We start from the raw sequence: 23,822 nt of genomic DNA on the forward strand, positions 1-23,822 counted from the left end.
CTACACATCCTCTTTTCTATTTCATTATTACAAAGCAAATTACGAAAGAACTTCTTCTCTTTTTTGCTTTACTTTAAAAGCTTTATCTTGTGGATAGTATGCTACAGTTCCTAATTCTTCTTCTATACGTAATAACTGATTGTACTTTGCCATTCGGTCACTTCTAGAAGCTGAACCTGTCTTAATCTGTCCTGTATTTAATGCTACTGCCAGATCTGCAATTGTATTATCTTCTGTTTCTCCAGAACGATGAGACATTACAGAAGTATACCCTGCATTATGCGCCATATTTACAGCTGCTATTGTTTCTGTCAATGTACCAATCTGATTTACTTTAATCAAAATAGAGTTTGCAATCCCATTCTCTACTCCTTTAGAAAGTCTTTCTACATTAGTCACGAACAAATCATCTCCTACCAACTGTACACTATCTCCAACTTTTTCTGTAAGATATTTCCATCCTTGCCAGTCATTTTCATCCATTCCATCTTCTATAGAAATGATCGGATATTTTGACGCCAATTCTGCTAAATAATCAGCTTGCTCTTCACTTGTTCTAATCTTTCCTTTATCACCTTCAAACTTGGTGTAATCATATTTACCATCAACATAAAACTCGGCAGAAGCACAATCCAAAGCAATCATCACTTCATCTCCTAATTTATATCCTGCCTTATCTACAGCTAATGCAATAGATTCTAACGCATCTTCCGTACCATCTAATGTAGGAGCAAACCCTCCTTCATCTCCAACAGCAGTACTCAATCCTCTATCGTGTAATACTTTCTTTAGGTTGTGAAAAATTTCAGTTCCTATCTGCATGGCATGTGTAAAATTTTTAGCCTTTACCGGCATGACCATAAATTCCTGGAATGCTATCGGAGCGTCGCTATGAGATCCCCCATTAATGATATTCATCATAGGAACTGGTAAGGTATTTGCACTAACCCCTCCTATATATCTGTATAATGGCAAATTCAATTCGTTAGCCGCTGCTTTTGCTACCGCCAAAGAAACTCCTAAAATTGCATTTGCTCCTAATTTTGATTTATTAGGAGTACCATCCAATTCGATCATCGCCTGATCAATCAGGTTTTGATCAAAAATAGAATAGCCTAGCAATTCTTCTGCAATTATTGTATTTACATTTTCCACCGCTTTAAGAACTCCTTTTCCCATATAGGTTGTTCCTCCATCTCTAAGCTCAACAGCTTCATGTTCTCCTGTAGATGCTCCTGATGGTACAGCTGCTCTACCTAAAACGCCATTCTCTGTAATAACATCAACCTCTACCGTAGGGTTACCACGGGAATCTAAGATTTGTCTAGCGTGAATATTAACAATTACACTCATGTTTTCGTTTTATTTTTTGACAGTTATAATTATTTGCAATATACAAAACCGGTATATTCTGACCGTATTTAACAGTCATCTAATTTACTGCATTAATCCCTTTAAACACTGTAAAGTTATCAACTACAACGTTATCGGTAACACATTATCATTTTAGGCTTTACAAATTGAAAATAAAGGAAAAATACCCCTATTATTTTGTCTTTTTTATATTTTCTATGAATTGATCAAATAAATAAACAGAATCATTTGGTCCTGGACTTGCTTCCGGGTGATACTGTACTGAGAAACAGTTTTTATTTTTCATTCTGATTCCAGCTACTGTATCGTCATTTAAATGCAAATGCGTCACCTCTATTTCTTCATTTTTTTCTGCTTCTTCTCTATTAATAGCAAACCCGTGATTCTGAGATGTGATTTCTCCTTTACCTGTAAGCAAATTCTTCACCGGGTGATTGATTCCTCTATGCCCGTTATGCATTTTATATGTACTAATCCCATTAGCTAATGCAATAACCTGATGTCCAAGACATATTCCAAACAAAGGCAAATCTCTCTTAATAATTTCTTTGGCAGTATTAATTGCCTCTTCTAATGGTTCAGGGTCTCCAGGACCATTAGATAAGAAATATCCATCAGGATTCCATTCACTTAATTCTTCGAAAGTACTATTATATGGAAACACTTTGATATACGCTCCTCTTTTTGCAAGATTTCTAAGTATATTCTTCTTAATTCCTAGATCTAACGCTGATACTTTATAAGGTGCTTCAGGATCTCCAAAGAAATAAGGCTCTTTTGTTGATACTTTAGACGCCAGTTCCAAACCGTTCATATCCGGAACTGCTGCTAATTTTTCTTTTAATGCATCTACATCGTCTACTTCTGTAGAAATAACAGCATTCATTGTTCCATTATCTCTGATATAACTAACCAATGCTCTTGTATCCACATCAGAAATAGCCAATAAATTATTTGCTTCAAGAAATTCCTGTAAAGACGAATCCGCTGATACTCTAGAATACTCATAGCTAAAGTTCTTAACGATTAATCCTGCTATTTTTACAGAGTCTGACTCAACTTCTTCTTCATTGGTTCCATAATTACCAATATGCGCATTAGTTGTCACCATCAATTGCCCATAGTAAGATGGGTCGGTAAAAATCTCCTGATATCCTGTCATACCAGTATTAAAACATACTTCACCAAAAGCGCTTCCTTCTTTTCCTACTGCTTTTCCGTAGAAAATTGTTCCGTCTGCTAATAAAAGAATTGCCTTTTTACGAGATTGATATTTCATCCTAAATTTACTTTTTTCAAAAAATCCCCACTACTGCGGAAATGAACCTATTTATTATTTATTTACTCAAAAAAAAAGGATAAACGTTAAACGCCTATCCTTTATAATTATGTGTGTTTCACACTTTTCATTTATTCTTCTTCAGAGCTATTAGTTTCAGCTACTGGTGCTGCTGGTGCAGTACTAGCTTTTCTTCTACCTCTTCTAGTAGATTTTTTCTTCGCTGGCTTATTAGCATTGTACAACTCATTATAATCAACAAGTTCTATCATTGCCATATCAGCGTTATCTCCTAAACGATTTCCCAGTTTAATAATTCTGGTGTACCCTCCAGGTCGATCTCCTACTTTAGCAGCTACCTCACGGAACAATTCTGTTACCGCATACTTGTTACGCAATCTAGAGAAAACAATACGTCTGTTATGTGTAGTATCTTCTTTAGATTTTGTTACTAAAGGCTCTACAAATTGTTTTAATGCTTTTGCCTTTGCTACTGTAGTGTTGATTCTTTTATGTTCAATTAGGGAACATGCCATATTCGCAAGCATAGACTTACGGTGTGCAGTTTTTCTTCCTAAGTGATTGAATTTTTTTCCGTGTCTCATGACATTTAATTTTAATCATCATCTTGCTACAACCCTCTTTGGGGAGCAAAATATGACTGATTAGTCTTTATCTAATTTATATTTTGAAAGATCCATACCAAAGTTAAGCCCTTTAACATTTACTAGTTCTTCTAGTTCTGTCAAAGATTTCTTACCGAAGTTACGGAACTTCATTAAATCGTTTTTATTATACGATACTAAGTCACCCAAAGTATCAACTTCTGCTGCTTTCAAACAGTTAAGAGCTCGCACAGAAAGATCCATATCTATTAACTTAGTTTTTAATAGCTGTCTCATATGCAATGATTCCTCATCATATGTTTCTGTTTGTGCAATCTCATCAGCTTCTAAGGTAATACGCTCATCAGAGAACAACATAAAGTGATGGATCAATATTTTTGCTGCTTCTGTCAACGCTTCTTTTGGATGTATTGATCCGTCTGTTACGATTTCAAAAACAAGTTTTTCGTAATCCGTTTTTTGTTCTACACGATAGTTTTCTATACTATATTTTACATTCTTTATAGGCGTATAAATTGAATCTGTAAAAATAGTCCCTATTGGTGCATTTGCCTTCTTATTCTCTTCAGCAGGAACATACCCTCTTCCTTTCTCAATAGAAATTTCGAGATTAAGTGCTACTTTTTTATCCATATTACAGATTACCAAATCTGGGTTTAACACCTGAAATCCGGATATAAATTTTTGAAAATCTCCAGCAGTTAATTGCTCTTGCCCTGATACAGAGATTGTCACTGATTCATTATCTACATCTTCGATTTGACGTTTAAAACGTACTTGTTTAAGATTAAGGATAATTTCAGTAACATCTTCTACTACTCCTGATATAGTAGAAAACTCATGATCTACTCCTTCAATTTTTAAAGAAGTAATAGCGAATCCCTCTAAAGAAGATAACAAAACTCTACGTAAAGCGTTACCAACTGTTAATCCGTACCCTGGTTCTAATGGTCTGAATTCAAACTTACCATCGAACTCAGTAGAGTCTATCATGATAACTTTATCGGGCTTCTGAAAATTTAATATTGCCATGTTATTGTTTCTTCTATGAGTTATTACTTAGAATATAATTCGACTATAAACTGTTCGTTTATGTTTTCTGGAATCTGAATTCTAGACGGAACAGCTACAAATGTACCTGTTTTTGTATCATTATTGAATGTAATCCACTCATATACGCTACTGTTAGCTGCTAATGAATTCTGGATTACTTCTAGTGATTTTGATTTTTCTCTAACTCCTACTACATCTCCTGCTTTTAATCTGTATGAAGGAATATTTACTAATTCTCCATTAACAGTGATGTGTCTGTGCGATACTAATTGTCTCGCTCCTCTTCTTGAGTTAGACAATCCCATTCTGTACACTACATTATCTAATCTGGATTCACAAAGCTGAAGTAAAACCTCCCCTGTAATTCCTTGAGAACGGGTTGCTTTTTCGAACATGTTACGGAACTGGCGTTCTAAAATTCCGTATGTATATTTAGCTTTTTGCTTTTCCATTAACTGGATTGCATATTCACTTTTCTTTCCTCTTCGTCTGTTATTTCCGTGCTGACCTGGAGGATAATTTCTTTTTTCGAAAGATTTGTCATCTCCGAATATCGCTTGACCAAATTTTCGAGCGATTTTAGTTTTTGGACCAGTATATCTTGCCATTACTATTGATTTAATTAATGAGGTGATTATGAATTAAGGTCTCTTTCCTTCGATAACCAGCTTTCCTCTTTTTTGATTTACGTTATCTTAATTGTTATTGTCCTAGTCAAAAGAATTATACTCTTCTTCTTTTTGGAGGACGACATCCATTATGCGGCATTGGTGTTACATCGATTATTTCTGTAACTTCAATTCCTGCATTATGTAAAGAACGGATAGCAGATTCTCTACCATTTCCAGGTCCTTTTACATATACTTTAACTTTTTTCAATCCAGCTTCGATTGCTACTTTAGAAGCATCTTCAGCTGCTAATTGTGCTGCATATGGAGTGTTCTTTTTAGAACCTCTAAATCCCATTTTACCAGCTGAAGACCATGAAATCACGTCTCCTTTTTTGTTTGTTAAAGATATAATAATATTGTTAAAAGAAGCAGTAACGTGTGCTTCTCCAACAGCTTCAACAATTACTTTACGTTTTTTTGAAGTTGACTTTGCCATACTACTTATTATTTAGTTGCTTTTTTCTTGTTAGCAACTGTTTTTCTTCTTCCTTTACGTGTTCTAGAGTTATTCTTAGTACGTTGTCCTCTTAAAGGTAACCCAGCTCTGTGACGGATTCCTCTATAACAACCGATATCCATCAAACGCTTGATGTTAAGCTGTACTTCTGAACGTAATTCTCCTTCAATGGTATAGGCTCCTACAGCTTCACGAATACGACCTATTTGGTCATCATTCCAGTCAGAAACTTTTATACTCTCATCTACTTTGGCAGTTTCTAAAATTTCTTTAGCTCTACTTCTACCAATTCCGAAGATATAGGTTAATGCTATAACTCCTCGCTTTTGTTTAGGTATATCTACCCCTGCAATTCTTGCCATAATTACCCTTGTCTTTGTTTAAATCTAGGATTCTTTTTATTAATTACGTAAAGTCGGCCTTTTCTACGCACAATCTTGCACTCGGCACTTCTCTTTTTTAATGATGCTCTAACTTTCATCTCTTTGGTTTTAATTCCCAAAATGTAACCGGGTTACATTTTGGGATATATCATTAACAAGATTTTTTCAGTTTGCAAAAGTATAGAAAAAATCTTAATTAACTAATATTAAAATTATATTAGTATCTATATGTGATACGAGCCTTTGATAAATCGTATGGACTCATCTCTAATTTCACCTTATCTCCAGGTAATAATTTTATATAATGCATACGCATCTTACCTGATATATGAGCTGTCACTACGTGACCATTTTCTAATTCCACTCGAAACATCGCATTTGATAACGCTTCGATAATACTACCATCTTGCTCTATTGCTGGTTGCTTTGCCATATTATGCTACTGCTTTACGGTTTTTTCCAGTTTTCATTAATCCATCATAATGTCTATTCAACAAATATGAGTTTACTTGCTGTACTGTGTCTATTGCTACTCCTACCATAATTAACAGAGAAGTACCTCCAAAGAACAATGCCCATCCTTGCTGCACATCTAATAATTTCACTGCTATTGCAGGAAAAATTGCTATCAATGCTAAAAATATAGAACCTGGCAATGTAATCTGAGACATAATTCTATCTAGATATTCTGATGTTTCACTTCCTGGTCTGATTCCTGGTATAAATCCTCCACTACGTTTTAGATCATCTGCCATTTTATTGGTCGGAACGGTAATCGCCGTATAGAAGTAGGTAAACACTATAATTAATAATGCGAATACCAGATTATACCAAAATCCAAAGATATCTGTAAAGGCAGCTGCAACTCCTTGAGCAGCTTCTGAATCAGAAACTTTTCCTGCTACCAGAGCAGGTAAGAACATAATTGCCTGTGCAAATATAATTGGCATTACTCCAGATGCATTTAGCTTTAAAGGAATATACTGTCTAGAACCAAATACGTTCTTCTCATATCCTCCACTTGCTGTTCTTCTTGCATACTGTACCGGTATCTGACGCACTGCCATTACCAGTAAGATAGAAGCTAAAATAATCACAAACCAGATAACCAATTCTATCAATACCATAATCATTCCTCCTCCGTCTCCAGAAACTCTAGAAAAGAAGTTTTGTACAAATGATTGTGGTAAGGTAGCAATAATACCTACCATAATCAGTAATGAGATTCCATTACCGATTCCTTTATCAGTAATTCTCTCCCCTAACCACATTGCAAAAATACATCCGGTAGTTAAGATGATCACAGATGATACAACAAAAATCGTTTGGTTTGGTAATACAAAAGCGGACCCCGGTAATGTCGCAAAAAGGTTATAAATATAACCAGGACCTTGCACCAAAGTAATAGCAATTGTCAACCAACGTGTGATTTGATTGATCTTCTTTCTTCCACTTTCCCCTTCTTTTTGTAATTTCTGAAGATATGGTATTGCGATACCCATCAACTGAACTACAATAGAAGCGGAGATATACGGCATGATCCCCAGAGCAAATACAGATGCATTCGAAAATGCTCCTCCAGTAAATGCATTTAGGAGACCTAATAATCCCTTATCTGTTTGTGTAGCTAAATTTGCTAATTGAGATGCATCTATACCAGGTAGTACAACTTGCGCACCAAAACGATACACTAAAAGCAATCCTAATGTAATTAAGATTCTATTTTTTAGCTCTTCGATTTTCCATATGTTTTTTATTGTATCAATAAATTTCATGAGTTCTCTTTTATAAGGTTACTGCTTCACCTCCAGCTGCTTCGATAGCAGCTTTAGCTGTCGCTGTGAATTTATGCGCCGATACTTTTAGTTTCGCTTTTAGCTCACCTCTACCTAGTATTTTTACCAAGTCTGTTTTTCTAGCAAGTCTAGTAGCTAACAATACGTCAAGATCAACTGTATCAGTAATTTTACCAGCGTCCACTAACTTCTGTAAAGTATCTAAGTTTACACCTTGATACTCTTTTCTATTAATATTTTTGAAACCAAACTTAGGTACACGTCTTTGAAGAGGCATCTGTCCACCTTCAAATCCTATTTTTCTAGAATAACCAGAACGAGACTTCGCTCCTTTATGACCACGAGCAGAAGTTCCTCCTTTTCCAGATCCTTGACCACGTCCTAATCGTTTAGAGTTATTCTTTACCGAACCTGCAGCAGGTTTTAAATTACTTAAATCCATGTGCTTTTATTATTTTGTTTCTACTGAAACTAAATGTTTAACTTTATTTACCATCCCAAGGATATTAGGAGTATCTTCATGCTCCACAACCTGACCAATCTTTTTAAGACCTAAAGCCTCCAGCGTTCTTTTTTGTCTCTGGGTGCGATTAATCTCACTTCTTACTTTAGTTATTTTAATCTTTGCCATCGTTCCTAATTTTATCCTTTAAACACTTTTTCTAGTGAAACACCACGTTGAGCAGCTACTTGTTGCGGACTACGCAATTGTAACAATGCATCAAAAGTTGCTTTCACCACGTTATGTGGGTTAGACGATCCTTGGTTTTTAGAAAGCACATCATGCACTCCAACAGATTCTAATACAGCACGGATTGCTCCACCTGCAATAACTCCTGTACCCGTAGCAGCCGGCATAAGTAGTACTCTCGCACCACCGTATTTACCTTTTTGCTCATGAGGCAAGGTTCCTTTTTGTAATGGAATACGTACTAGGTTTTTCTTAGCATCTTCTACTGCTTTTGCAATAGCTTCTGCTACTTCTTTAGATTTCCCCAGACCGTGTCCTACTACACCGTTTTCATCTCCTACAACTACAATAGCAGAGAAACCAAATGCTCTACCTCCTTTTGTTACTTTAGTAACACGTTGTACACCAACTAAACGATCTTTTAATTCAAGTCCACTTGGTTTTACTAATTCTGCGTTTTTATATTTCTGATACATAATTTCTTAGAATTTTAATCCTGCTTCTCTAGCTCCTTCTGCTAATGACTTAACTCTACCATGATACAAGTAACCACCTCTATCAAATGATACTGTTTCTACACCAGCACTTTTTGCTTTTTCTGCAAGGGTTTTTCCAACCAAGTTCGCTTTTTCAATTTTATTTCCAGATGCCGAAGCAATGTCTTTATCTCTAGAAGAAGCTGTTGCAAGGGTTACTCCTGTAACATCATTTATGATCTGTGCATAAATCTCTTTATTACTTCTGTATACAGATAATCTAGGACGTTGTTCTGTTCCGTTTACTTTACCACGGATTCGCTTTCTTATCTTTAATCTTCTTAAATCTTTTGAGAATGCCATACCTTAGTTATTATGCAGATTTACCTGCTTTTCTTCTTAATTGCTCTCCTACAAACTTAATTCCTTTTCCTTTGTATGGTTCTGGCTTACGGAAGCTTCTTATTTTTGCTGCCACCTGACCTACAAGTTGTTTGTCATGAGATGTTAATTTTACAATAGGGTTTTTACCTTTTTCAGATATTGTCTCCACTTTTACTTCTGGAGCCAAATTTAAAACGATGTTATGAGAGAATCCCAAAGCCAAATCTAATTTCTGACCTTGATTAGATGCTCTATACCCTACTCCAACTAATTCTAGTTCTTTGGTAAACCCTTTAGAAACACCTTCTACCATATTGTTAATCAAAGCTCTGTACAATCCGTGCTTTGCTTTATGGCTTTTAGCATCACTAGGTCTTTCTACCACAACTTGACCTTCTTCAACTTTTACATTGATATTATCCTCAATAGTCTGAGAAAGCTCTCCTAATTTTCCTTTAACAGTAACAACATTACCTGTCACATCTACAGTGACACCAGACGGAATAGTTACTGGATTTTTTCCTATTCTTGACATTTCTTTTTGTCTTTTATACTGTTAATATACGTAACAAAGTACCTCTCCTCCAACATTCTCTTGTTTTGCCTGTTTTCCAGTCATCACACCACGAGAAGTTGAAACAATAGCAATACCTAATCCATTAAGAATTCTTGGAATATCATTAGATCCTGCATATTTACGTAAACCAGGCTTACTGATTCTTTGTAATTCTTTAATCACAGGATCTTTTGTATACTTATCGTATTTTAATGCAATCTTGATAGTACCTTGTGTTGTATTATCTTCAAATTTATAACTTAAAATATATCCTTGATCGAATAATATTTTAGTGATCTCTTTTTTAACCTTAGATGCAGGGATCTCAACTACTCTGTGCTGAGCTCTGTTTGCATTTCGAATTCTGGTTAAATAATCTGCAATAGGATCTGTATTCATTATATATAGTTTATGGTATCGGTTTTCGATCCTAGGATCGAACCTGATACCAATTTATTCACTTTGTTTTTACCAACTAGCTTTTGTTACTCCAGGAATTAATCCTTTGTTAGCCATTTCTCTAAAAGTTACACGAGAAATACCAAACTGACGCATGTACCCTTTTGGTCTTCCAGTTAGTTTACAACGATTGTGCATTCTAATTGGAGAAGCATTTTTTGGTAACTTCTGTAATGCTTCGTAATCTCCAGCTTCTTTTAAAGCTTTACGTTTTTCAGCATACTTAGCTACTGTCTTTGCTCTTTTTACCTCACGGGCTTTCATTGATTCTTTAGCCATAATTAATTCTTTTTAAAAGGTAATCCTAGTTGGGTTAACAATGATTTTGCTTCTTTATCTGTCTTTGCAGATGTTTCAAAAGTAATGTTCAATCCTGAGATTTTATTCACTTTATCAATATCTATTTCTGGAAAGATAATTTGCTCAGTAATTCCTAACGAATAGTTTCCTCTTCCGTCAAATCCTGTAGCTTTTATTCCGTTAAAATCTCTAACTCGTGGCAAAGCACTTGTTATAAAACGATCTAAAAACTCATACATGTTTTCTCCTCTTAACGTAACTTTTGCACCAATTGGCATTCCTTTACGCAATTTAAAAGAAGCAACATCTTTTTTAGAAATAGTAGCTACTGCTTTTTGACCAGTGATCATCGTTAATTCATCAACTGCGTGATCAATTAATTTTTTATCTGCTACAGCTGCTCCAATTCCTCTACTTAAAACTATTTTTTTAAGCTTAGGAATTTCCATTACGTTACCATAGCTGTACTCTTCTTTAAGAGCAGACATTACTCTGTCTTTATACTCTTGTTTTAATCTTGGTATATAAGCCATAACTATATTACTTCATTAGATTTTTTAGAAAATCTCACTTTCTTATCTCCTTCTACTCTATACCCAACTCTCGTTGCTTCTCCTTTAGAAGTTAACAATGATAAGTTAGAAATATGAATAGGAGCTTCTTGTTTCACTATTCCTCCTTGTGGATTAGCTGCGCTTGGTTTCTTGTGTTTAGACACAAGATTTACACCTTCCACAATCGCTTTGTTCTTATCTTTTAATACTTTTTGTACTTTCCCTTCCTGACCTTTATTGTCTCCGGCAATTACACGTACAGTATCTCCTGATTTTATTTTTAGCTTTGTCATTTTGCTACAATAATTAAAGCACTTCTGGCGCTAATGAAACAATCTTCATGAATTGCTTATCACGAAGTTCTCTTGCCACAGGACCAAAAACACGTGTTCCTCTCATTTCTCCTGCAGGGTTTAATAACACACATGCATTATCATCGAAACGGATATAAGAACCATCTGGTCTGCGAACCTCTTTTTTAGTACGAACTACAACTGCAGTAGAAACGGCTCCTTTTTTAATGTTTCCATTTGGAGTTGCTTCTTTAACACTGACAACTATCTTGTCCCCTACAGAGGCGTATCTTCTTTTTGTACCACCTAAAACACGGATAACCAAAACTTCTTTTGCTCCTGTGTTATCGGCTACTTTTAATCTAGACTCTTGTTGTACCATAATTACTTCGCTCTTTCAATTACTTCTACTAATCTCCAACATTTAGTTTTACTTAAAGGACGTGTTTCCATGATCCTTACCGTATCACCAATATTACAGTCGTTTTTCTCGTCGTGTGCTACGTATTTTTTCGTTTTTAACACGAACTTTCCGTACATCGGGTGTTTTACTTTTTTAACTTCAGAAACCACGATAGATTTCTCCATTTTATTACTTGTAACGACTCCGATACGTTCTTTTCTTAAATTTCTTTTTTCCATCTTTCAGCAGAATTAACCGTTTAATTCTCTTTTTGTTAGCTCTGTAGCAATTCTAGCTATAGATCTTCTTACTTTACGAATTTGTAAAGGGTTCTCTAAAGGCGACATTGCATGAGCCATTCTTAAATCTGAATACTCTCTTTGAGATTTACTAAGTTGCTCTTGTAATTCAGCTGTAGACAATTCTTTAACTTCTGATTGTTTCATAGTTTCTCAAATATTAAGCTTTATAATCTCTAGCTACGATAAACTTAGTTTTAACAGGTAATTTTTGAGCTGCTAAACGCAAAGCTTCTTTTGCCACATCATATGGCACTCCGCTTATCTCAAATAATATTCTTCCTGGCTTCACTACTGCTGCCCAGTATTCTACTGCTCCTTTTCCTTTACCCATACGTACCTCTAATGGTTTTTTAGTAATAGGCTTGTCTGGAAAAATTTTAATCCAAAGGGATCCTTCCCTTTTCATATAACGTGTAGCAGAAATACGAGCTGCTTCTATTTGTCTCGCAGTAACGAAATTTGAATCTAGTGATTTAATTCCGAAGGTTCCGTTAGAAAGTTGGTGTCCACGATTAGACAGTCCTTTCATACGACCTTTTTGTTGTTTACGGAATTTTGTTCTTTTAGGCTGTAACATTGTTAATTTACTTTAAAAAATTACTTTCTACGGCGTGATTTCTTATCACCTCCTCTTGAGGATCTGTCACCTTTTCCTTGTTTTTTGGATAAACCAACTAAAGGAGAAAGCTCTCTTTTACCATATACTTCGCCTTTCATGATCCATACTTTAATCCCAAGTCTACCGTAAGTAGTATGAGCTTCTACTAAAGCATAATCGATGTCAGCTCTAAATGTAGATAAAGGAATTCGACCTTCTTTATACGCTTCTGAACGTGCCATTTCCGCACCATTCAAACGTCCTGAAATCTGAATTTTGATCCCTTCTGCATTCATTCTTATTGCAGCCGCAATAGCCATTTTTATCGCACGACGGTAAGAAATACGTCCTTCTATCTGTCTAGCAATACTTGACCCTACTAAGAATGCATCAAGTTCTGGTCTCTTGATTTCAAAAATATTGATCTGAACTTCTTTTTCTGTAATCTTCTTAAGCTCTTCTTTCAACTTGTCTACCTCTTGTCCACCTTTTCCGATAATAATACCAGGTCTGGCAGTAGTGATAGTAACGGTTACAAGTTTAAGCGTACGCTCAATAATCACTCTTGATACACTAGCTTTTGATAAACGTGCGTGTACATACTTTCTAATCTTATCGTCTTCGGCTAACTTATCACCGTAGTCATTACCTCCATACCAGTTGGACTCCCATCCTCTGATGATACCAAGGCGATTTCCGATTGGATTTGTCTTCTGTCCCATACTATTTATTAATTGCTTTGTGTATTATTGTTTGCTGCAACCACGATTGTCACGTGGTTAGAGCGTTTTCTTATTCTGTGTGCACGACCTTGTGGTGCAGGACGCAATCTTTTCAGCATGCTTCCTCCATCTACACGGATCTCTTTTACAATAAGCTCAGCATCTTCAATGCTAGCGTCTTCATTTTTCGCCTGCCAGTTAGCTATTGCAGAAAGCAATAACTTTTCTAAACGACGTGATGCTTCTTTAGGATTAAATCTAAGAATATGAAGCGCTCTTTCAACTTTTTCACCACGAACTAAATCTGCAACTAATCGCATCTTTCTAGGTGACGTAGGGCAGTTATTAAGTTTAGCGAAAGCAATTTGCTTTCTCTCTTCCTTAAATCTTTCTGCCATTTCTCTTTTACGAACTCCCATAGCTTAAATTATTTTTTACCTTTATTTTTAGCACCAGCATGTCCTCTAAATGAACGTGTTGGCGAAAATTCTCCTAGTTTATGACCTACCATATTCTCTGTAACATATACAGGTACGAACTGGCGTCCGTTGTGTACTGCAATTGTCTGCCCTACAAAATCAGGAGTAATCATAGAAGCTCTAGACCATGTTTTGATCACCGTCTTTTTATTTGCTTCTACATTTGCAGCTACCTTTTTCTCTAATTTATAGTGAACGTAAGGTCCTTTTTTTAATGAACGTGCCATATCTTATTATTTCTTTCTACGTTCTACAATATACTTATTACTCGCTTTTGTTTTAGAACGGGTTCTATATCCTTTAGAAGGTAACCCTTTTCTAGAACGTGGATGACCTCCAGATGAACGTCCTTCTCCACCACCCATTGGATGATCTACCGGGTTCATCGCTACTGGTCTTGTTCTTGGACGACGTCCTAACCATCTGCTTCTACCAGCTTTACCACCAACTATTAACTGATGATCACTGTTAGAAACCGCTCCAATAGTAGCCATACAACGTACTAAAATCATACGTACTTCTCCAGAAGGTAATTTTACCGTAGCAAACTTACCATCTCTAGCCATAAGCTGAGCAAATGAACCTGCACTACGTGCCATTACAGCACCTTGTCCAGGATGTAATTCGATACAAGAAATGATTGTTCCTAATGGAATATCACTCAACGGCATTGCATTTCCAATTTCAGGAGCAACATTGCTTCCAGAAACGATGTTTTGTCCAACTTGCAATCCATTCTGAGCAATAACATAACGCTTTTCACCATCTTGGTAGTTTAAAAGCGCAATAAATGCAGTTCTGTTTGGATCGTATTCGATTGTAGCAACAGTAGCAGGAACTCCCTGCTTATCACGCTTAAAATCGATAATACGATACCTTTTTTTATGACCTCCACCTTTGTAGCGGATTGTCATTTTTCCTTGACTGTTTCTACCTCCAGATCTTTTTTTCGGAGCTAACAAGCTTTTTTCCGGCTTATCAGTAGTAATGGCGTCAAATCCATTAACTACTCTAAAACGCTGACCTGGGGTAATTGGTTTTAATTTTCTTACTGACATCTTCTAGTCTTAAAGATTACTATATAAATCAATTACTTCACCTTCCGCCACCTGTACAATTGCTTTTTTAATAGCGCTTGTTTTACCAGTGATCATACCCGTTTTTGTATAACGAGTCTTACGATCCGGGCGAACATTAATAGTACGAACTTTAGTAACAGAAACTCCATAAGCAGCTTCTACTGCCTTTCTAATTTCTACCTTATTCGCATTTCTATCTACTACAAATCCATAACGATTATACAATTCGCTATCTGCAGTAGCCTTTTCCGTAATAATAGGTTTTATTAAAATACTCATGGCTTCTATTTACTTAAATTCGTTTCAATTCCTTTCAAAGAACCTTCTAGAAGCACAACACTATTCGCATTAAGTATTTTATAAGTACTTAATTCAGAGTTAGTTACAACTTCAGAACGTTTTAAATTACGTGACGACAAATATACATTATTATTTGACTCACCCAACACAAACAACGACTTTTTACCTTCTAATCCTAAAGACTTTAGCACTGCTGTAAAATTCTTTGTTTTAACAGTATCAAAAGTAAAATCCTCAATTACCGTAATCGCTTTCTCATTTGCTTTAATAGATAAAGCAGATCTCCTAGCTAATCTTTTTAAATTTTTATTTAACTTAAAAGAATAATTACGTGGTCTAGGACCAAAGATTCTACCTCCTCCTCTAAAAACAGGAGATTTAATACTACCAGCACGAGCTGTACCCGTACCTTTTTGTTTCTTAATTTTTCTTGTACTTCCTGCGATCTCAGCACGCTCTTTAGACTTATGCGTACCTTGACGTTGATTCGCCAAGTATTGCTTAACATCTAAGTACACAGCATGATCATTAGGCTCTATACCAAAAACAGCATCAGAAAGGTTCACCTTTCTCCCTGTTTCTTTTCCATTAATATCAACAACTGCTACTTCCATTACTTTTGAATTGTTACATAAGCGTTTTTGTGTCCAGGCACACATCCCTTAACCACAAGTAGATTCTTCTCCGGAACTACTTTTAACACTCGTAAGTTTTGAACTTTTACTTTATCTCCACCCATTCTTCCTGCCATACGCATTCCTTTGAATACTCTTGCAGGATAAGATGCAGCTCCAATAGACCCAGGAGCTCTCAGACGGTTATGTTGTCCGTGAGTTGCTTGTCCAACTCCACCAAAACCATGTCTTTTAACAACTCCCTGAAATCCTTTACCTTTAGAAGTACCTGAAACATCTACAAACTCTCCTTCTGTGAAGTGTTCTACTGTTATCGTATCTCCTAATTTAACACCTTCCTCAAAACCTTTGAATTCAACAACTTTTCGCTTAGCAACTGTTCCTGCTTTCTTAAAATGACCTAAAGCCGCTTTAGAAGCATTCTTGTCTGCTTTGTCATCGAAACCTAACTGAACAGCCTCATAACCATCCACATCATTGGTTCTGACTTGGGTAACAACGCATGGTCCAGCTTCGATTACTGTACATGGAATATTCTTTCCATTTTCATCGAAAATGCTGGTCATACCGATCTTTTTTCCTATTAACCCAGACATATTTATTAATTATTAATTATTAATTGTTTCCTTTTTCTGCAAAAAAACACAGGGTCAAAATACTTCAACCCTGCTTGAATGTATTTTTTTACCGTTTTTCCCTCGCTCGAAGCTCAGGACATGTAATTCAAAAGTCTTATTTTGAAATTTCGTGCAAAATTAACGAATTCTTTTAAATAACTTAAACTTTATCAAATTATTTTACTGAATTCAATTTTTATCACACTTTAATTTCTACTTCAACTCCACTTGGCAATTCCAACTTCATCAACGCGTCAATAGTCTTTGAAGATGAACTATAAATATCCAAAAGCCTCTTATAAGAACTTAATTGAAATTGCTCTCTAGATTTTTTATTAACGTGCGGAGAACGCAACACTGTAAAAATCTTCTTATGTGTTGGTAATGGTATCGGTCCAGTTACTACTGCACCAGTACTTTTTACAGTCTTTACGATTTTTTCAGCAGACTTATCTACCAAGTTATGATCGTAAGATTTTAGTTTTATTCTAATTTTTTGACTCATTTCTGTAATAATTAAGCATTAACTCCTTTTGAAGCTGCTATCACTTCTTCTGAAATATTTGAAGGAGTCTCCGCATAGTGAGAAAATTCCATAGTAGAAGTAGCTCTACCCGATGACAAGGTTCTTAATGATGTAACATATCCGAACATTTCTGAAAGAGGCACATTCGCTCTAACAACTTTAGATCCCGCTCTGTCACTCATATCATTAACCTGACCACGACGACGGTTAAGATCTCCAACAATATCACCCATGTTTTCTTCTGGAGTAAGCACCTCTAACTTCATTATCGGCTCCATAATCACAGCTCCAGCAGCTTTAGCAGCAGCTTTAAACCCTAGTTTTGCAGCTAACTCGAACGACAACTGATCAGAATCCACATCGTGATACGATCCATCCTTTAAAGTCACCTTTAAAGCATCTATTTCATACCCCGCTAATGGTCCATTCACCATTGCCATCTTAAATCCTTTCTCTACAGAAGGAATAAATTCTTTCGGTACATTACCTCCTTTAATCTCAGAAACAAATTCAAGTCCAGTTTTACCTTCTTCAGCCGGCTCAATAGTAAACACGATATCCGCAAATTTACCACGTCCACCAGACTGCTTTTTATACACCTCTCTATGGTCAGCCGCCCTTGTAATTGCTTCTTTGTATTCCACCTGAGGTTGACCTTCATTAACTTCAACTTTAAACTCACGCTTCAAACGATCCACAATAATATCCAAATGCAACTCTCCCATACCAGAAATAATTGTCTGACCTGAAGCTTCATCTGTTCTCACCGTAAACGTAGGATCTTCTTCTGCTAATTTCGCCAAAGCCATTCCTAACTTATCTACATCTGCCTTTGTTTTTGGCTCAACTGCAATACCAATTACCGGATCAGGGAAGTCCATAGACTCTAGTACAATTCTGTTTTTCTCATCAGATAATGTATCTCCTGTTTTTATATCCTTAAATCCTACTGCTGCACCAATATCTCCAGCTTCTATATATTCAATTGCGTTTTGCTTATTAGAATGCATCTGATAAATACGAGAAATACGTTCTTTTTTACCAGAACGGTTATTCATCACATAAGAACCAGCATCCAATCTTCCTGAATACGCACGGAAGAATGCCAAACGTCCTACAAAAGGATCTGTAGCAATCTTAAATGCCAATGCAGAAAACGGCTCTTTTACATCTGGCTTACGACTAATTTCTTCTCCTGAATCTGGATCCGTCCCTACAATCGCATCTTTATCGACTGGAGAAGGCAAATAACGACAAACTGCATCCAGCAAGAACTGAACCCCTTTGTTTTTAAATGCAGACCCACACACCATAGGAATAATAGACATATCCATTACAGCAGCACGAAGTGCAGCATGCACCTCTTCTTCTGTAATAGAATCCTCATCTTCCATATATTTTTCAAGAAGATTCTCATCATAAGCAGCAACTTCTTCTATAAGCTTACCTCGAAGTTCTCTTGCTTCTTCTTTTAAATCCTCAGGAATATCAATCACATCAAAGGTAGCCCCTTGAGTCTCATCATGCCATACAATTGCACGATTCTTTACTAAATCAACAATTCCTTTAAAATCAGCTTCTTCTCCGATATTTAATACAATTGGCACCGCATTAGAACCTAACATCTCCTTAACCTGATTACAAACTGCTAAGAAGTTCGATCCCTGACGATCCATTTTGTTTACAAACCCCATTCTAGGAACTTTGTAATTATCAGCCAATCTCCAGTTAGTCTCCGACTGAGGCTCCACCCCATCCACAGCACTAAACAAGAAAACTAACCCATCTAAAACACGTAATGACCTATTTACCTCTACAGTAAAATCAACGTGTCCCGGAGTATCAATAATATTAAAATGATACCCTTTAGCATCTGCTGTAGGCTTACCATTTTCCGTTGGAAACTGCCATGTACAAGTAGTAGCCGCAGAGGTAATTGTAATTCCTCGCTCCTGCTCTTGCTCCATCCAGTCCATTGTAGCTGCACCATCATGCACCTCACCAATCTTGTGACTTACTCCAGTATAATAAAGTATACGCTCAGTAGTCGTAGTCTTTCCTGCATCAATATGTGCAGCAATTCCTATATTTCTAGTATATTTTAAATCTCTAGCCATTTCTGTTCGTGATTAAAATCTAAAGTGTGAGAATGCTTTATTTGCTTCAGCCATCTTATGAGTATCAACTCTTTTCTTAACTGCAGCTCCTTCTTCTTTTTCTGCCGCAAGAATTTCAGCAGCTAACTTACGAGCCATTGATTTCTCATTTCTCTTACGCGCATATAAGATTAACCATTTCATCGCAGTTGATATCTTGCGATCTGGTCTAATTGGGTTAGGAATTTGAAAAGTTGCCCCTCCAACTCTACGACTACGCACTTCAACGTGCGGCATAACATTAGACAATGCATCTTTCCAGATTTCTAAAGCTGTTTTTTCGTCATTTTGTTTCTTCTCGTCTACAATATCAATTGCATCGTAGAATAACTTAAATGCCACAGATTTCTTACCATCCCACATCATCATATTAACAAATCGAGTTACTAACTGATCATTAAAACGTGGATCTGGTAAAATTGGCCTTTTTTTAGCCTTTCTTTTTCTCATGTCTTCTTCTTAAAAGTTTTTTCTAAAATTACTTCTTAGGGCGTTTTGCACCATACTTAGATCTACGTTGCGTTCTTCCTTCAACACCAGCGGTGTCCAAAGCTCCACGAACAATATGATATCTAACTCCTGGTAAATCTTTTACCCTTCCACCTCTAACTAATACTATCGAGTGCTCCTGGAGGTTGTGACCTTCACCACCGATGTATGCATTGACCTCTTTTCCATTTGTTAACCTAACACGCGCTACCTTACGCATAGCAGAGTTTGGTTTTTTTGGTGTAGTGGTATACACACGAGTACATACACCGCGACGTTGCGGGCACGAATCCAAAGCAGCCGATTTACTCTTCTTAGTTATTTTGGCTCTACCTTTTCGTACTAATTGTGAAATTGTTGGCATAATTTGCTTTACACTATTATTAAAATTTTTTATTCCCTTTAATAAAAGGGCTGCAAATGTATAAATATTTTAGACCAAATCAAATCCTAATTCATTAATTTTCAATCATATTAAATTAAACCTCTCCTTATCACACTCATAAACCTTTATTTCAGCCACAAATTACATCAGTTATCTTCCTGACCTCCAAAATCTTCTAAATCATCTAATTTCATTTTTAAACAACCATCAACAAACCCACCTAGCCTTCTTCCCTGAAGCAAACCTAACACTACTGCTAACCGATAATAAATCCCTCCACAAAACCTACTAATTACAACCTCATTACAATGACTCAGTGACTCTAATAAGGTAAGACATACACAAAAAACACATTCAAAAAAACAACACCTCCTCATCACTTCAATCACCGTTTAAACGATACATAAATTTAAAGTTAATTTTAACATAAAAACAAAAAATAACTCAAGTAAAAACACTAAAAAAAACACATCTTTCATTCATAAACTTGTTTTATTGAATTATTTTAATCAATTTTAGAGCGGCTAATTCAAATAAAAACAATAATGAAACAAACAAGTAAGCAAATTTTAATGCTGTTTACGGTATTGATTGTGCAGTTAACTTTTGCACAAGAAAAAACAGTCACAGGTATTGTAACTGACCAAAGCGGAGTCCCCCTCCCTGGTGTAAACATCTTAATTCAAGGAACAAATTCCGGAACCCAAACAGACTTTGATGGAAAATATTCTATAAACACCAATAAAGGTGCAACTTTATTATTTCGTTATATTGGTTTCGCTAATGAAACTATACTTATTAGCGAACAATCTACAATCAATGTATCTCTCAGAGAAGATGCCGCTGTTCTTGAAGAAGTTGTTGTTACAGCTCAAGGAATACAGAGAGAAAGAAAATCTTTAGGATATTCAGTCAGTACAGTTCAATCCGAAGAAATCCAACAACAATCCCAGGCAGACCTAGGAAGAATACTTCAGGGAAAAGCAGCAGGAATAAACATTACAGCAACTAATGGGGTTTCTGGTTCAGGTACCAATTTCATCATTAGAGGTTACAACTCTATATCAGGAAGCAACCAACCATTATTTATTGTTGATGGAGTCCCATTTGACGGAGGAGCAAATGAACAAACTGCTTTTTTCGACGGGGTTACTGAATCTAGTAGATTTCTTGACCTAGACCCCAACTCTATAACTGACGTAAAAGTCCTTAAAGGACTTAGTGCCACTGTACTTTACGGAGAAAGAGGAAGTAATGGAGTAGTCTTAATAACAACAAAAGGAGGCAGCTCTAAAGCTACAAATAAAAAACTTGAAGTTACTGTCACAAGCTCTTATTATGTAAATGAAGCGATCCTTCCTAAATTTCAAAAAGATTATGGAGGTGGATTCCACCAAGGATTTGGTTTTTTCTTTAGTAACTGGGGTCCAAATTTCAACAACCAGAATCCCGCTCCATATGGTTCTTCTTTTAGAGGTATTGCTTCTGACGGAACCGTATTAGTAGAACACCCTCTTGGTCGATTAGCTGATGAATCTTTAAAAGCAGATTTTCTTGATATTGTAGACACTAACTACAGATACAAAAACTACAATAGTGTAAAGAACTTTTTCAGATCTGGAGGAGTTTCTGATAACTCTATCAACTTAAGAGGTGGAAACGAAAAAGCCACTTATAACGTTGGCCTCAGCAAACTAGAGGACAAAGGGTTTACTCCAGGCAACAAACTATCCAGAATAAACTTATCAGTTGGAGGTAATGCCGAACTTTCTAATAACATAAAAGTTGGTGGAACTATAAACTACTCTAACACCGCATACAAAACCCCTCCTATTGCAGCCTCTACAGGAAGCGGAACAATAGGCGATGGATCCTCTGTCTTTGGTGATGTTTTATACACCCCAAGAAGTGTTGATTTACTAGGACTTCCTTTCCAAACATCAGACGGAAGAAGTGTCTATTACAGATCCGGAAACGACATCCAAAACCCCTTATGGACTGTTCACAATGCAAAAACAACACAAGATACCGAACGCATATTTGGTAATTTCAGATTTAATTATAAACTAAACGATAATCTTGCATTAGCATATCAATTAGGTCTTGATACCTATACTGAATTTGGCTCATATGGTCAAAACAAAGGAGGAGTTGACGGAAACCAAACTGGTATTTACAGAACAACACAATCCAAAAATAAAATATGGAATCACAACTTAACCTTGAACTACAACAAAGACCTAAACGAAGATCTTAACTTACAATTCATTGTAGGAGGTCAATCAAGGCGAGATGTTTTCCAACGAGATGGCGTAGAAAGCACACAACAACTTGCATTTGGTGTTCTTGAACATTACAACTTTGTAAACCACACCACAGTTAACAGCTTCAGTAACAATCCAATAGCATTTTTATCAGAAGAAAATCAAGTCGGACTATATGCTGATGCCACCTTAGGCTACAAAGGAGCGTTATTTTTAAATTTCGCAGCAAGAAATGACTGGACCTCGACTTTAGAGACTGACAACTTTAGTATTTTTTACCCTGCCGCAAGTATCTCTTTTGTGCCTACTGATTTTTTCGATTCAATATCCAACAATGACATCCTAAGTTATCTCAAACTTAGACTTGGATACGGAACATCTGCAGGTTTCCCTGCTCCTTATGGAACGAGAAACACATTAGCATTAACATCTAGAGCTTTTGTTGACAGAGAAGGGAACGTAATATCAGGAAACTCGGTATCTAACAGATTAGGAAACCCTAACCTAAAACCCGAAACCATCTCGGAGATTGAAGCCGGTATGGACGCTCAGTTCTTCAATAACAAATTCTCCTTAAATGTAAGTGTATACAAAAAAGAATCTAAAGATCTTATAACAGACCAATCTCTTGATCCTGCAAGCGGCTTTACCGTAACAAGAGTAAATGCAGGATCATTAGAAAACAAAGGAATAGAAGTTGACTTTAACATCAAAGCCTTAAGACTTGAAAATTTTGAATGGACTTTAGGAGGAAACTTTTTCGCTGATCAAAATGAAATAACCAAATTACCAGAAGGGACAGACCAAATTGCCCTAACTAGTTCAATAGCAGGTAGAGCAGCTAATTATGCCATAGTTGGTCAACCATATGGTATATTACAGGGAACAGCAATCCAAAGAGATGCTAACGGCAATAAAATTGTTGATGCTAACGGAGAATACCTAGCTACAAACGATATTCAAATATTAGGAGACCCTAACCCTGACTGGACCATGGGAATCACTAACACTTTTAAGTTTTTCAAAAATTTCACATTATACACCAATATACTTTATAGACATGGTGGAGATATTGCTTCCCAAACAGCATCTACTCTTCTAGGACGAGGAACTGTTGGTTTCCCAATTGATAGAACCGCAACCTATATTCTTCCTGGAGTAAAACAAGATGGATCTCCTAATGATATTCAAGTAACAGCAACTACAATTGGATTTAACACCATAGGGTTTGGACCTAATGAATTACAAATCTATGATGGTACAACTATTCGACTTAATGAAGTTAGTCTTTCATACGACATGCCGAATCAATATTTAAAAAAGACTCCTTTCGGAAACCTTTCTATAACACTTAGAGGAAACAACCTTTGGTACAAAGCTGTTAACTTCCCTGATGATGTTCGTTTCGATACAAACGCACTAAGTACAGGTGTTGGGAACGGACAAGGTATTGATTTCATTACCGGACCGAGTGCAAGAAGATATGGAATCAGCGTAAGAGCTACTTTTTAACTT

Annotated in this window: 35 protein-coding genes; 1 reads left to right on the plus strand and 34 read right to left on the minus strand. The window is 36.2% G+C overall.

The features are described from left to right. Window positions 1-39: 39 nt before the first annotated feature. The 34 genes from eno to rpsL all read right to left on the minus strand — a co-directional run bounded on the left by eno (window position 40) and on the right by rpsL (window position 20,022). Window positions 40-1,353 carry a phosphopyruvate hydratase gene (eno, locus tag HN014_RS01910; RefSeq protein WP_176027221.1) on the minus strand — a complete coding sequence of 438 codons (1,314 nt, stop codon included), beginning with the start codon at window positions 1,351-1,353 and terminating at the stop codon, window positions 40-42. Between the two features lie 193 nt (window positions 1,354-1,546). Next, window positions 1,547-2,653, minus strand: a complete 1,107-nt coding sequence (gene carA / locus HN014_RS01915; protein WP_176027222.1) for a glutamine-hydrolyzing carbamoyl-phosphate synthase small subunit — start codon at window positions 2,651-2,653, stop codon at window positions 1,547-1,549. A gap of 131 nt (window positions 2,654-2,784) precedes the next feature. After that, a complete protein-coding gene (rplQ, locus tag HN014_RS01920) occupies window positions 2,785-3,258 on the minus strand; it encodes a 50S ribosomal protein L17 (protein WP_176027223.1) in 474 nt (157 codons plus the stop codon). A gap of 60 nt (window positions 3,259-3,318) precedes the next feature. Further along, window positions 3,319-4,311 (minus strand): DNA-directed RNA polymerase subunit alpha, encoded by a 993-nt coding sequence (locus HN014_RS01925; protein WP_176027224.1) that lies wholly within the window; start codon window positions 4,309-4,311, stop codon window positions 3,319-3,321. A gap of 23 nt (window positions 4,312-4,334) precedes the next feature. After that, complete coding sequence (gene rpsD, locus HN014_RS01930; RefSeq protein ID WP_176027225.1) at window positions 4,335-4,940, minus strand: 30S ribosomal protein S4; 606 nt, start codon at window positions 4,938-4,940, stop codon at window positions 4,335-4,337. Window positions 4,941-5,055: 115 nt separating this feature from the next. Beyond that, window positions 5,056-5,439, minus strand: a complete 384-nt coding sequence (rpsK, locus tag HN014_RS01935) for a 30S ribosomal protein S11 (protein ID WP_176027226.1) — start codon at window positions 5,437-5,439, stop codon at window positions 5,056-5,058. Between the two features lie 8 nt (window positions 5,440-5,447). Further along, window positions 5,448-5,822: a 30S ribosomal protein S13 gene (rpsM, locus tag HN014_RS01940; RefSeq protein WP_176027227.1), complete on the minus strand. Its 375-nt coding sequence runs from the start codon at window positions 5,820-5,822 to the stop codon at window positions 5,448-5,450. Window positions 5,823-5,824: 2 nt separating this feature from the next. Continuing rightward, window positions 5,825-5,941 carry a type B 50S ribosomal protein L36 gene (gene ykgO / locus HN014_RS01945; protein ID WP_073316873.1) on the minus strand — a complete coding sequence of 39 codons (117 nt, stop codon included), beginning with the start codon at window positions 5,939-5,941 and terminating at the stop codon, window positions 5,825-5,827. A 119-nt stretch (window positions 5,942-6,060) separates the two neighbouring features. Then, a complete protein-coding gene (infA, locus tag HN014_RS01950) occupies window positions 6,061-6,276 on the minus strand; it encodes a translation initiation factor IF-1 (RefSeq protein WP_010181908.1) in 216 nt (71 codons plus the stop codon). Window position 6,277: 1 nt separating this feature from the next. Further along, window positions 6,278-7,618: a preprotein translocase subunit SecY gene (secY, locus tag HN014_RS01955; protein WP_176027228.1), complete on the minus strand. Its 1,341-nt coding sequence runs from the start codon at window positions 7,616-7,618 to the stop codon at window positions 6,278-6,280. Window positions 7,619-7,628: 10 nt separating this feature from the next. Continuing rightward, window positions 7,629-8,081 carry a 50S ribosomal protein L15 gene (gene rplO, locus HN014_RS01960; protein WP_176027229.1) on the minus strand — a complete coding sequence of 151 codons (453 nt, stop codon included), beginning with the start codon at window positions 8,079-8,081 and terminating at the stop codon, window positions 7,629-7,631. Window positions 8,082-8,090: 9 nt separating this feature from the next. Beyond that, window positions 8,091-8,270 (minus strand): 50S ribosomal protein L30, encoded by a 180-nt coding sequence (gene rpmD / locus HN014_RS01965; protein WP_176027230.1) that lies wholly within the window; start codon window positions 8,268-8,270, stop codon window positions 8,091-8,093. An 11-nt stretch (window positions 8,271-8,281) separates the two neighbouring features. Beyond that, window positions 8,282-8,806, minus strand: a complete 525-nt coding sequence (rpsE, locus tag HN014_RS01970) for a 30S ribosomal protein S5 (RefSeq protein ID WP_176027231.1) — start codon at window positions 8,804-8,806, stop codon at window positions 8,282-8,284. Between the two features lie 6 nt (window positions 8,807-8,812). Further along, complete coding sequence (gene rplR / locus HN014_RS01975) at window positions 8,813-9,169, minus strand: 50S ribosomal protein L18 (protein ID WP_176027232.1); 357 nt, start codon at window positions 9,167-9,169, stop codon at window positions 8,813-8,815. Window positions 9,170-9,179: 10 nt separating this feature from the next. Continuing rightward, window positions 9,180-9,725: a 50S ribosomal protein L6 gene (rplF, locus tag HN014_RS01980; protein WP_176027233.1), complete on the minus strand. Its 546-nt coding sequence runs from the start codon at window positions 9,723-9,725 to the stop codon at window positions 9,180-9,182. A gap of 21 nt (window positions 9,726-9,746) precedes the next feature. Then, the gene (rpsH, locus tag HN014_RS01985; RefSeq protein ID WP_176027234.1) at window positions 9,747-10,145 is read right to left on the minus strand and encodes a 30S ribosomal protein S8; all 399 of its coding nucleotides are present in this window, start codon (window positions 10,143-10,145) and stop codon (window positions 9,747-9,749) included. A 69-nt stretch (window positions 10,146-10,214) separates the two neighbouring features. Continuing rightward, complete coding sequence (gene rpsN, locus HN014_RS01990; RefSeq protein WP_140597674.1) at window positions 10,215-10,484, minus strand: 30S ribosomal protein S14; 270 nt, start codon at window positions 10,482-10,484, stop codon at window positions 10,215-10,217. 2 nt (window positions 10,485-10,486) lie between these two features. After that, the gene (gene rplE, locus HN014_RS01995; RefSeq protein ID WP_176027235.1) at window positions 10,487-11,038 is read right to left on the minus strand and encodes a 50S ribosomal protein L5; all 552 of its coding nucleotides are present in this window, start codon (window positions 11,036-11,038) and stop codon (window positions 10,487-10,489) included. A gap of 2 nt (window positions 11,039-11,040) precedes the next feature. Then, complete coding sequence (gene rplX, locus HN014_RS02000; RefSeq protein WP_176027236.1) at window positions 11,041-11,352, minus strand: 50S ribosomal protein L24; 312 nt, start codon at window positions 11,350-11,352, stop codon at window positions 11,041-11,043. Window positions 11,353-11,365: 13 nt separating this feature from the next. Then, the gene (gene rplN, locus HN014_RS02005) at window positions 11,366-11,734 is read right to left on the minus strand and encodes a 50S ribosomal protein L14 (protein WP_176027237.1); all 369 of its coding nucleotides are present in this window, start codon (window positions 11,732-11,734) and stop codon (window positions 11,366-11,368) included. A 2-nt stretch (window positions 11,735-11,736) separates the two neighbouring features. Further along, window positions 11,737-11,994: a 30S ribosomal protein S17 gene (rpsQ, locus tag HN014_RS02010; protein ID WP_176027238.1), complete on the minus strand. Its 258-nt coding sequence runs from the start codon at window positions 11,992-11,994 to the stop codon at window positions 11,737-11,739. A 12-nt stretch (window positions 11,995-12,006) separates the two neighbouring features. Continuing rightward, window positions 12,007-12,201, minus strand: a complete 195-nt coding sequence (gene rpmC / locus HN014_RS02015) for a 50S ribosomal protein L29 (protein WP_176027239.1) — start codon at window positions 12,199-12,201, stop codon at window positions 12,007-12,009. A gap of 13 nt (window positions 12,202-12,214) precedes the next feature. Continuing rightward, on the minus strand, window positions 12,215-12,634 hold the full coding sequence (rplP, locus tag HN014_RS02020; RefSeq protein ID WP_176027240.1) for a 50S ribosomal protein L16: 420 nt from the start codon (window positions 12,632-12,634) through the stop codon (window positions 12,215-12,217). Between the two features lie 20 nt (window positions 12,635-12,654). Continuing rightward, entirely contained in the window at window positions 12,655-13,377 is a 723-nt protein-coding gene (gene rpsC, locus HN014_RS02025) for a 30S ribosomal protein S3 (RefSeq protein ID WP_176027241.1), read from the minus strand. A gap of 8 nt (window positions 13,378-13,385) precedes the next feature. Next, window positions 13,386-13,796: a 50S ribosomal protein L22 gene (gene rplV / locus HN014_RS02030; RefSeq protein WP_176027242.1), complete on the minus strand. Its 411-nt coding sequence runs from the start codon at window positions 13,794-13,796 to the stop codon at window positions 13,386-13,388. Between the two features lie 8 nt (window positions 13,797-13,804). Further along, window positions 13,805-14,083: a 30S ribosomal protein S19 gene (gene rpsS / locus HN014_RS02035; protein WP_027880209.1), complete on the minus strand. Its 279-nt coding sequence runs from the start codon at window positions 14,081-14,083 to the stop codon at window positions 13,805-13,807. 6 nt (window positions 14,084-14,089) lie between these two features. Next, window positions 14,090-14,914 (minus strand): 50S ribosomal protein L2, encoded by an 825-nt coding sequence (gene rplB, locus HN014_RS02040; protein ID WP_176027243.1) that lies wholly within the window; start codon window positions 14,912-14,914, stop codon window positions 14,090-14,092. A gap of 9 nt (window positions 14,915-14,923) precedes the next feature. Further along, a complete protein-coding gene (gene rplW / locus HN014_RS02045) occupies window positions 14,924-15,214 on the minus strand; it encodes a 50S ribosomal protein L23 (protein ID WP_176027244.1) in 291 nt (96 codons plus the stop codon). 5 nt (window positions 15,215-15,219) lie between these two features. Then, entirely contained in the window at window positions 15,220-15,849 is a 630-nt protein-coding gene (gene rplD, locus HN014_RS02050; RefSeq protein ID WP_176027245.1) for a 50S ribosomal protein L4, read from the minus strand. Then, on the minus strand, window positions 15,849-16,466 hold the full coding sequence (gene rplC / locus HN014_RS02055) for a 50S ribosomal protein L3 (RefSeq protein WP_176027246.1): 618 nt from the start codon (window positions 16,464-16,466) through the stop codon (window positions 15,849-15,851). Before rplC ends, rplD begins: the two co-directional genes overlap by 1 nt. Before the next feature lie 220 nt (window positions 16,467-16,686). Continuing rightward, window positions 16,687-16,992: a 30S ribosomal protein S10 gene (gene rpsJ / locus HN014_RS02060; protein WP_010181931.1), complete on the minus strand. Its 306-nt coding sequence runs from the start codon at window positions 16,990-16,992 to the stop codon at window positions 16,687-16,689. An 11-nt stretch (window positions 16,993-17,003) separates the two neighbouring features. After that, on the minus strand, window positions 17,004-19,130 hold the full coding sequence (gene fusA, locus HN014_RS02065) for an elongation factor G (RefSeq protein ID WP_176027247.1): 2,127 nt from the start codon (window positions 19,128-19,130) through the stop codon (window positions 17,004-17,006). Between the two features lie 12 nt (window positions 19,131-19,142). Further along, window positions 19,143-19,619, minus strand: coding sequence for a 30S ribosomal protein S7 (rpsG, locus tag HN014_RS02070; protein WP_176027248.1), 477 nt, complete (start codon window positions 19,617-19,619; stop codon window positions 19,143-19,145). A 28-nt stretch (window positions 19,620-19,647) separates the two neighbouring features. Next, window positions 19,648-20,022 carry a 30S ribosomal protein S12 gene (gene rpsL / locus HN014_RS02075; protein ID WP_024770883.1) on the minus strand — a complete coding sequence of 125 codons (375 nt, stop codon included), beginning with the start codon at window positions 20,020-20,022 and terminating at the stop codon, window positions 19,648-19,650. A gap of 566 nt (window positions 20,023-20,588) precedes the next feature. Here rpsL and HN014_RS02080 point away from each other — a divergent pair. After that, window positions 20,589-23,819, plus strand: a complete 3,231-nt coding sequence (locus tag HN014_RS02080; protein ID WP_176027249.1) for a SusC/RagA family TonB-linked outer membrane protein — start codon at window positions 20,589-20,591, stop codon at window positions 23,817-23,819. Window positions 23,820-23,822: the final 3 nt, after the last annotated feature.

It is taken from the genome of Aquimarina sp. TRL1 (assembly GCF_013365535.1).
GTDB classification, from domain to species: domain Bacteria; phylum Bacteroidota; class Bacteroidia; order Flavobacteriales; family Flavobacteriaceae; genus Aquimarina; species Aquimarina hainanensis.

Bases quoted from the DNA above. Each gene is read 5' to 3' on its own strand.
- rpsJ (WP_010181931.1), bottom strand. From the start codon at position 16,992: ATGAGTCAAAAAATTAGAATAAAACTAAAATCTTACGATCATAACTTG.
- rplW (WP_176027244.1), bottom strand. From the start codon at position 15,214: ATGAGTATTTTAATAAAACCTATTATTACGGAAAAGGCTACTGCAGAT.
- rplF (WP_176027233.1), bottom strand. From the start codon at position 9,725: ATGTCAAGAATAGGAAAAAATCCAGTAACTATTCCGTCTGGTGTCACT.
- HN014_RS02080 (WP_176027249.1), top strand. From the start codon at position 20,589: ATGAAACAAACAAGTAAGCAAATTTTAATGCTGTTTACGGTATTGATT.
- infA (WP_010181908.1), bottom strand. From the start codon at position 6,276: ATGGCAAAGCAACCAGCAATAGAGCAAGATGGTAGTATTATCGAAGCG.
- rpsD (WP_176027225.1), bottom strand. From the start codon at position 4,940: ATGGCAAGATATACTGGTCCAAAAACTAAAATCGCTCGAAAATTTGGT.
- rplD (WP_176027245.1), bottom strand. From the start codon at position 15,849: ATGGAAGTAGCAGTTGTTGATATTAATGGAAAAGAAACAGGGAGAAAG.
- rplB (WP_176027243.1), bottom strand. From the start codon at position 14,914: ATGTCAGTAAGAAAATTAAAACCAATTACCCCAGGTCAGCGTTTTAGA.
- rpsG (WP_176027248.1), bottom strand. From the start codon at position 19,619: ATGAGAAAAAGAAAGGCTAAAAAAAGGCCAATTTTACCAGATCCACGT.
- rplR (WP_176027232.1), bottom strand. From the start codon at position 9,169: ATGGCATTCTCAAAAGATTTAAGAAGATTAAAGATAAGAAAGCGAATC.
- rpmC (WP_176027239.1), bottom strand. From the start codon at position 12,201: ATGAAACAATCAGAAGTTAAAGAATTGTCTACAGCTGAATTACAAGAG.
- rplC (WP_176027246.1), bottom strand. From the start codon at position 16,466: ATGTCTGGGTTAATAGGAAAAAAGATCGGTATGACCAGCATTTTCGAT.
- rplX (WP_176027236.1), bottom strand. From the start codon at position 11,352: ATGACAAAGCTAAAAATAAAATCAGGAGATACTGTACGTGTAATTGCC.
- rplV (WP_176027242.1), bottom strand. From the start codon at position 13,796: ATGGGAGTTCGTAAAAGAGAAATGGCAGAAAGATTTAAGGAAGAGAGA.
- rpsC (WP_176027241.1), bottom strand. From the start codon at position 13,377: ATGGGACAGAAGACAAATCCAATCGGAAATCGCCTTGGTATCATCAGA.
- rpsM (WP_176027227.1), bottom strand. From the start codon at position 5,822: ATGGCAAGAATTGCAGGGGTAGATATACCTAAACAAAAGCGAGGAGTT.
- rpsK (WP_176027226.1), bottom strand. From the start codon at position 5,439: ATGGCAAAGTCAACTTCAAAAAAACGTAAAGTAATTGTTGAAGCTGTT.
- rpsH (WP_176027234.1), bottom strand. From the start codon at position 10,145: ATGAATACAGATCCTATTGCAGATTATTTAACCAGAATTCGAAATGCA.
- rpsL (WP_024770883.1), bottom strand. From the start codon at position 20,022: ATGCCAACAATTTCACAATTAGTACGAAAAGGTAGAGCCAAAATAACT.
- HN014_RS01925 (WP_176027224.1), bottom strand. From the start codon at position 4,311: ATGGCAATATTAAATTTTCAGAAGCCCGATAAAGTTATCATGATAGAC.
- rpsS (WP_027880209.1), bottom strand. From the start codon at position 14,083: ATGGCACGTTCATTAAAAAAAGGACCTTACGTTCACTATAAATTAGAG.
- rpsE (WP_176027231.1), bottom strand. From the start codon at position 8,806: ATGTATCAGAAATATAAAAACGCAGAATTAGTAAAACCAAGTGGACTT.
- rpsQ (WP_176027238.1), bottom strand. From the start codon at position 11,994: ATGGAAAAAAGAAATTTAAGAAAAGAACGTATCGGAGTCGTTACAAGT.
- rplE (WP_176027235.1), bottom strand. From the start codon at position 11,038: ATGGCTTATATACCAAGATTAAAACAAGAGTATAAAGACAGAGTAATG.
- rpsN (WP_140597674.1), bottom strand. From the start codon at position 10,484: ATGGCTAAAGAATCAATGAAAGCCCGTGAGGTAAAAAGAGCAAAGACA.
- carA (WP_176027222.1), bottom strand. From the start codon at position 2,653: ATGAAATATCAATCTCGTAAAAAGGCAATTCTTTTATTAGCAGACGGA.
- secY (WP_176027228.1), bottom strand. From the start codon at position 7,618: ATGAAATTTATTGATACAATAAAAAACATATGGAAAATCGAAGAGCTA.
- rplO (WP_176027229.1), bottom strand. From the start codon at position 8,081: ATGGATTTAAGTAATTTAAAACCTGCTGCAGGTTCGGTAAAGAATAAC.
- rplQ (WP_176027223.1), bottom strand. From the start codon at position 3,258: ATGAGACACGGAAAAAAATTCAATCACTTAGGAAGAAAAACTGCACAC.
- eno (WP_176027221.1), bottom strand. From the start codon at position 1,353: ATGAGTGTAATTGTTAATATTCACGCTAGACAAATCTTAGATTCCCGT.
- ykgO (WP_073316873.1), bottom strand. From the start codon at position 5,941: ATGAAAGTTAGAGCATCATTAAAAAAGAGAAGTGCCGAGTGCAAGATT.
- rplN (WP_176027237.1), bottom strand. From the start codon at position 11,734: ATGGTACAACAAGAGTCTAGATTAAAAGTAGCCGATAACACAGGAGCA.
- rpmD (WP_176027230.1), bottom strand. From the start codon at position 8,270: ATGGCAAAGATTAAAATAACTAAAGTAAGAAGTGAGATTAATCGCACC.
- fusA (WP_176027247.1), bottom strand. From the start codon at position 19,130: ATGGCTAGAGATTTAAAATATACTAGAAATATAGGAATTGCTGCACAT.
- rplP (WP_176027240.1), bottom strand. From the start codon at position 12,634: ATGTTACAGCCTAAAAGAACAAAATTCCGTAAACAACAAAAAGGTCGT.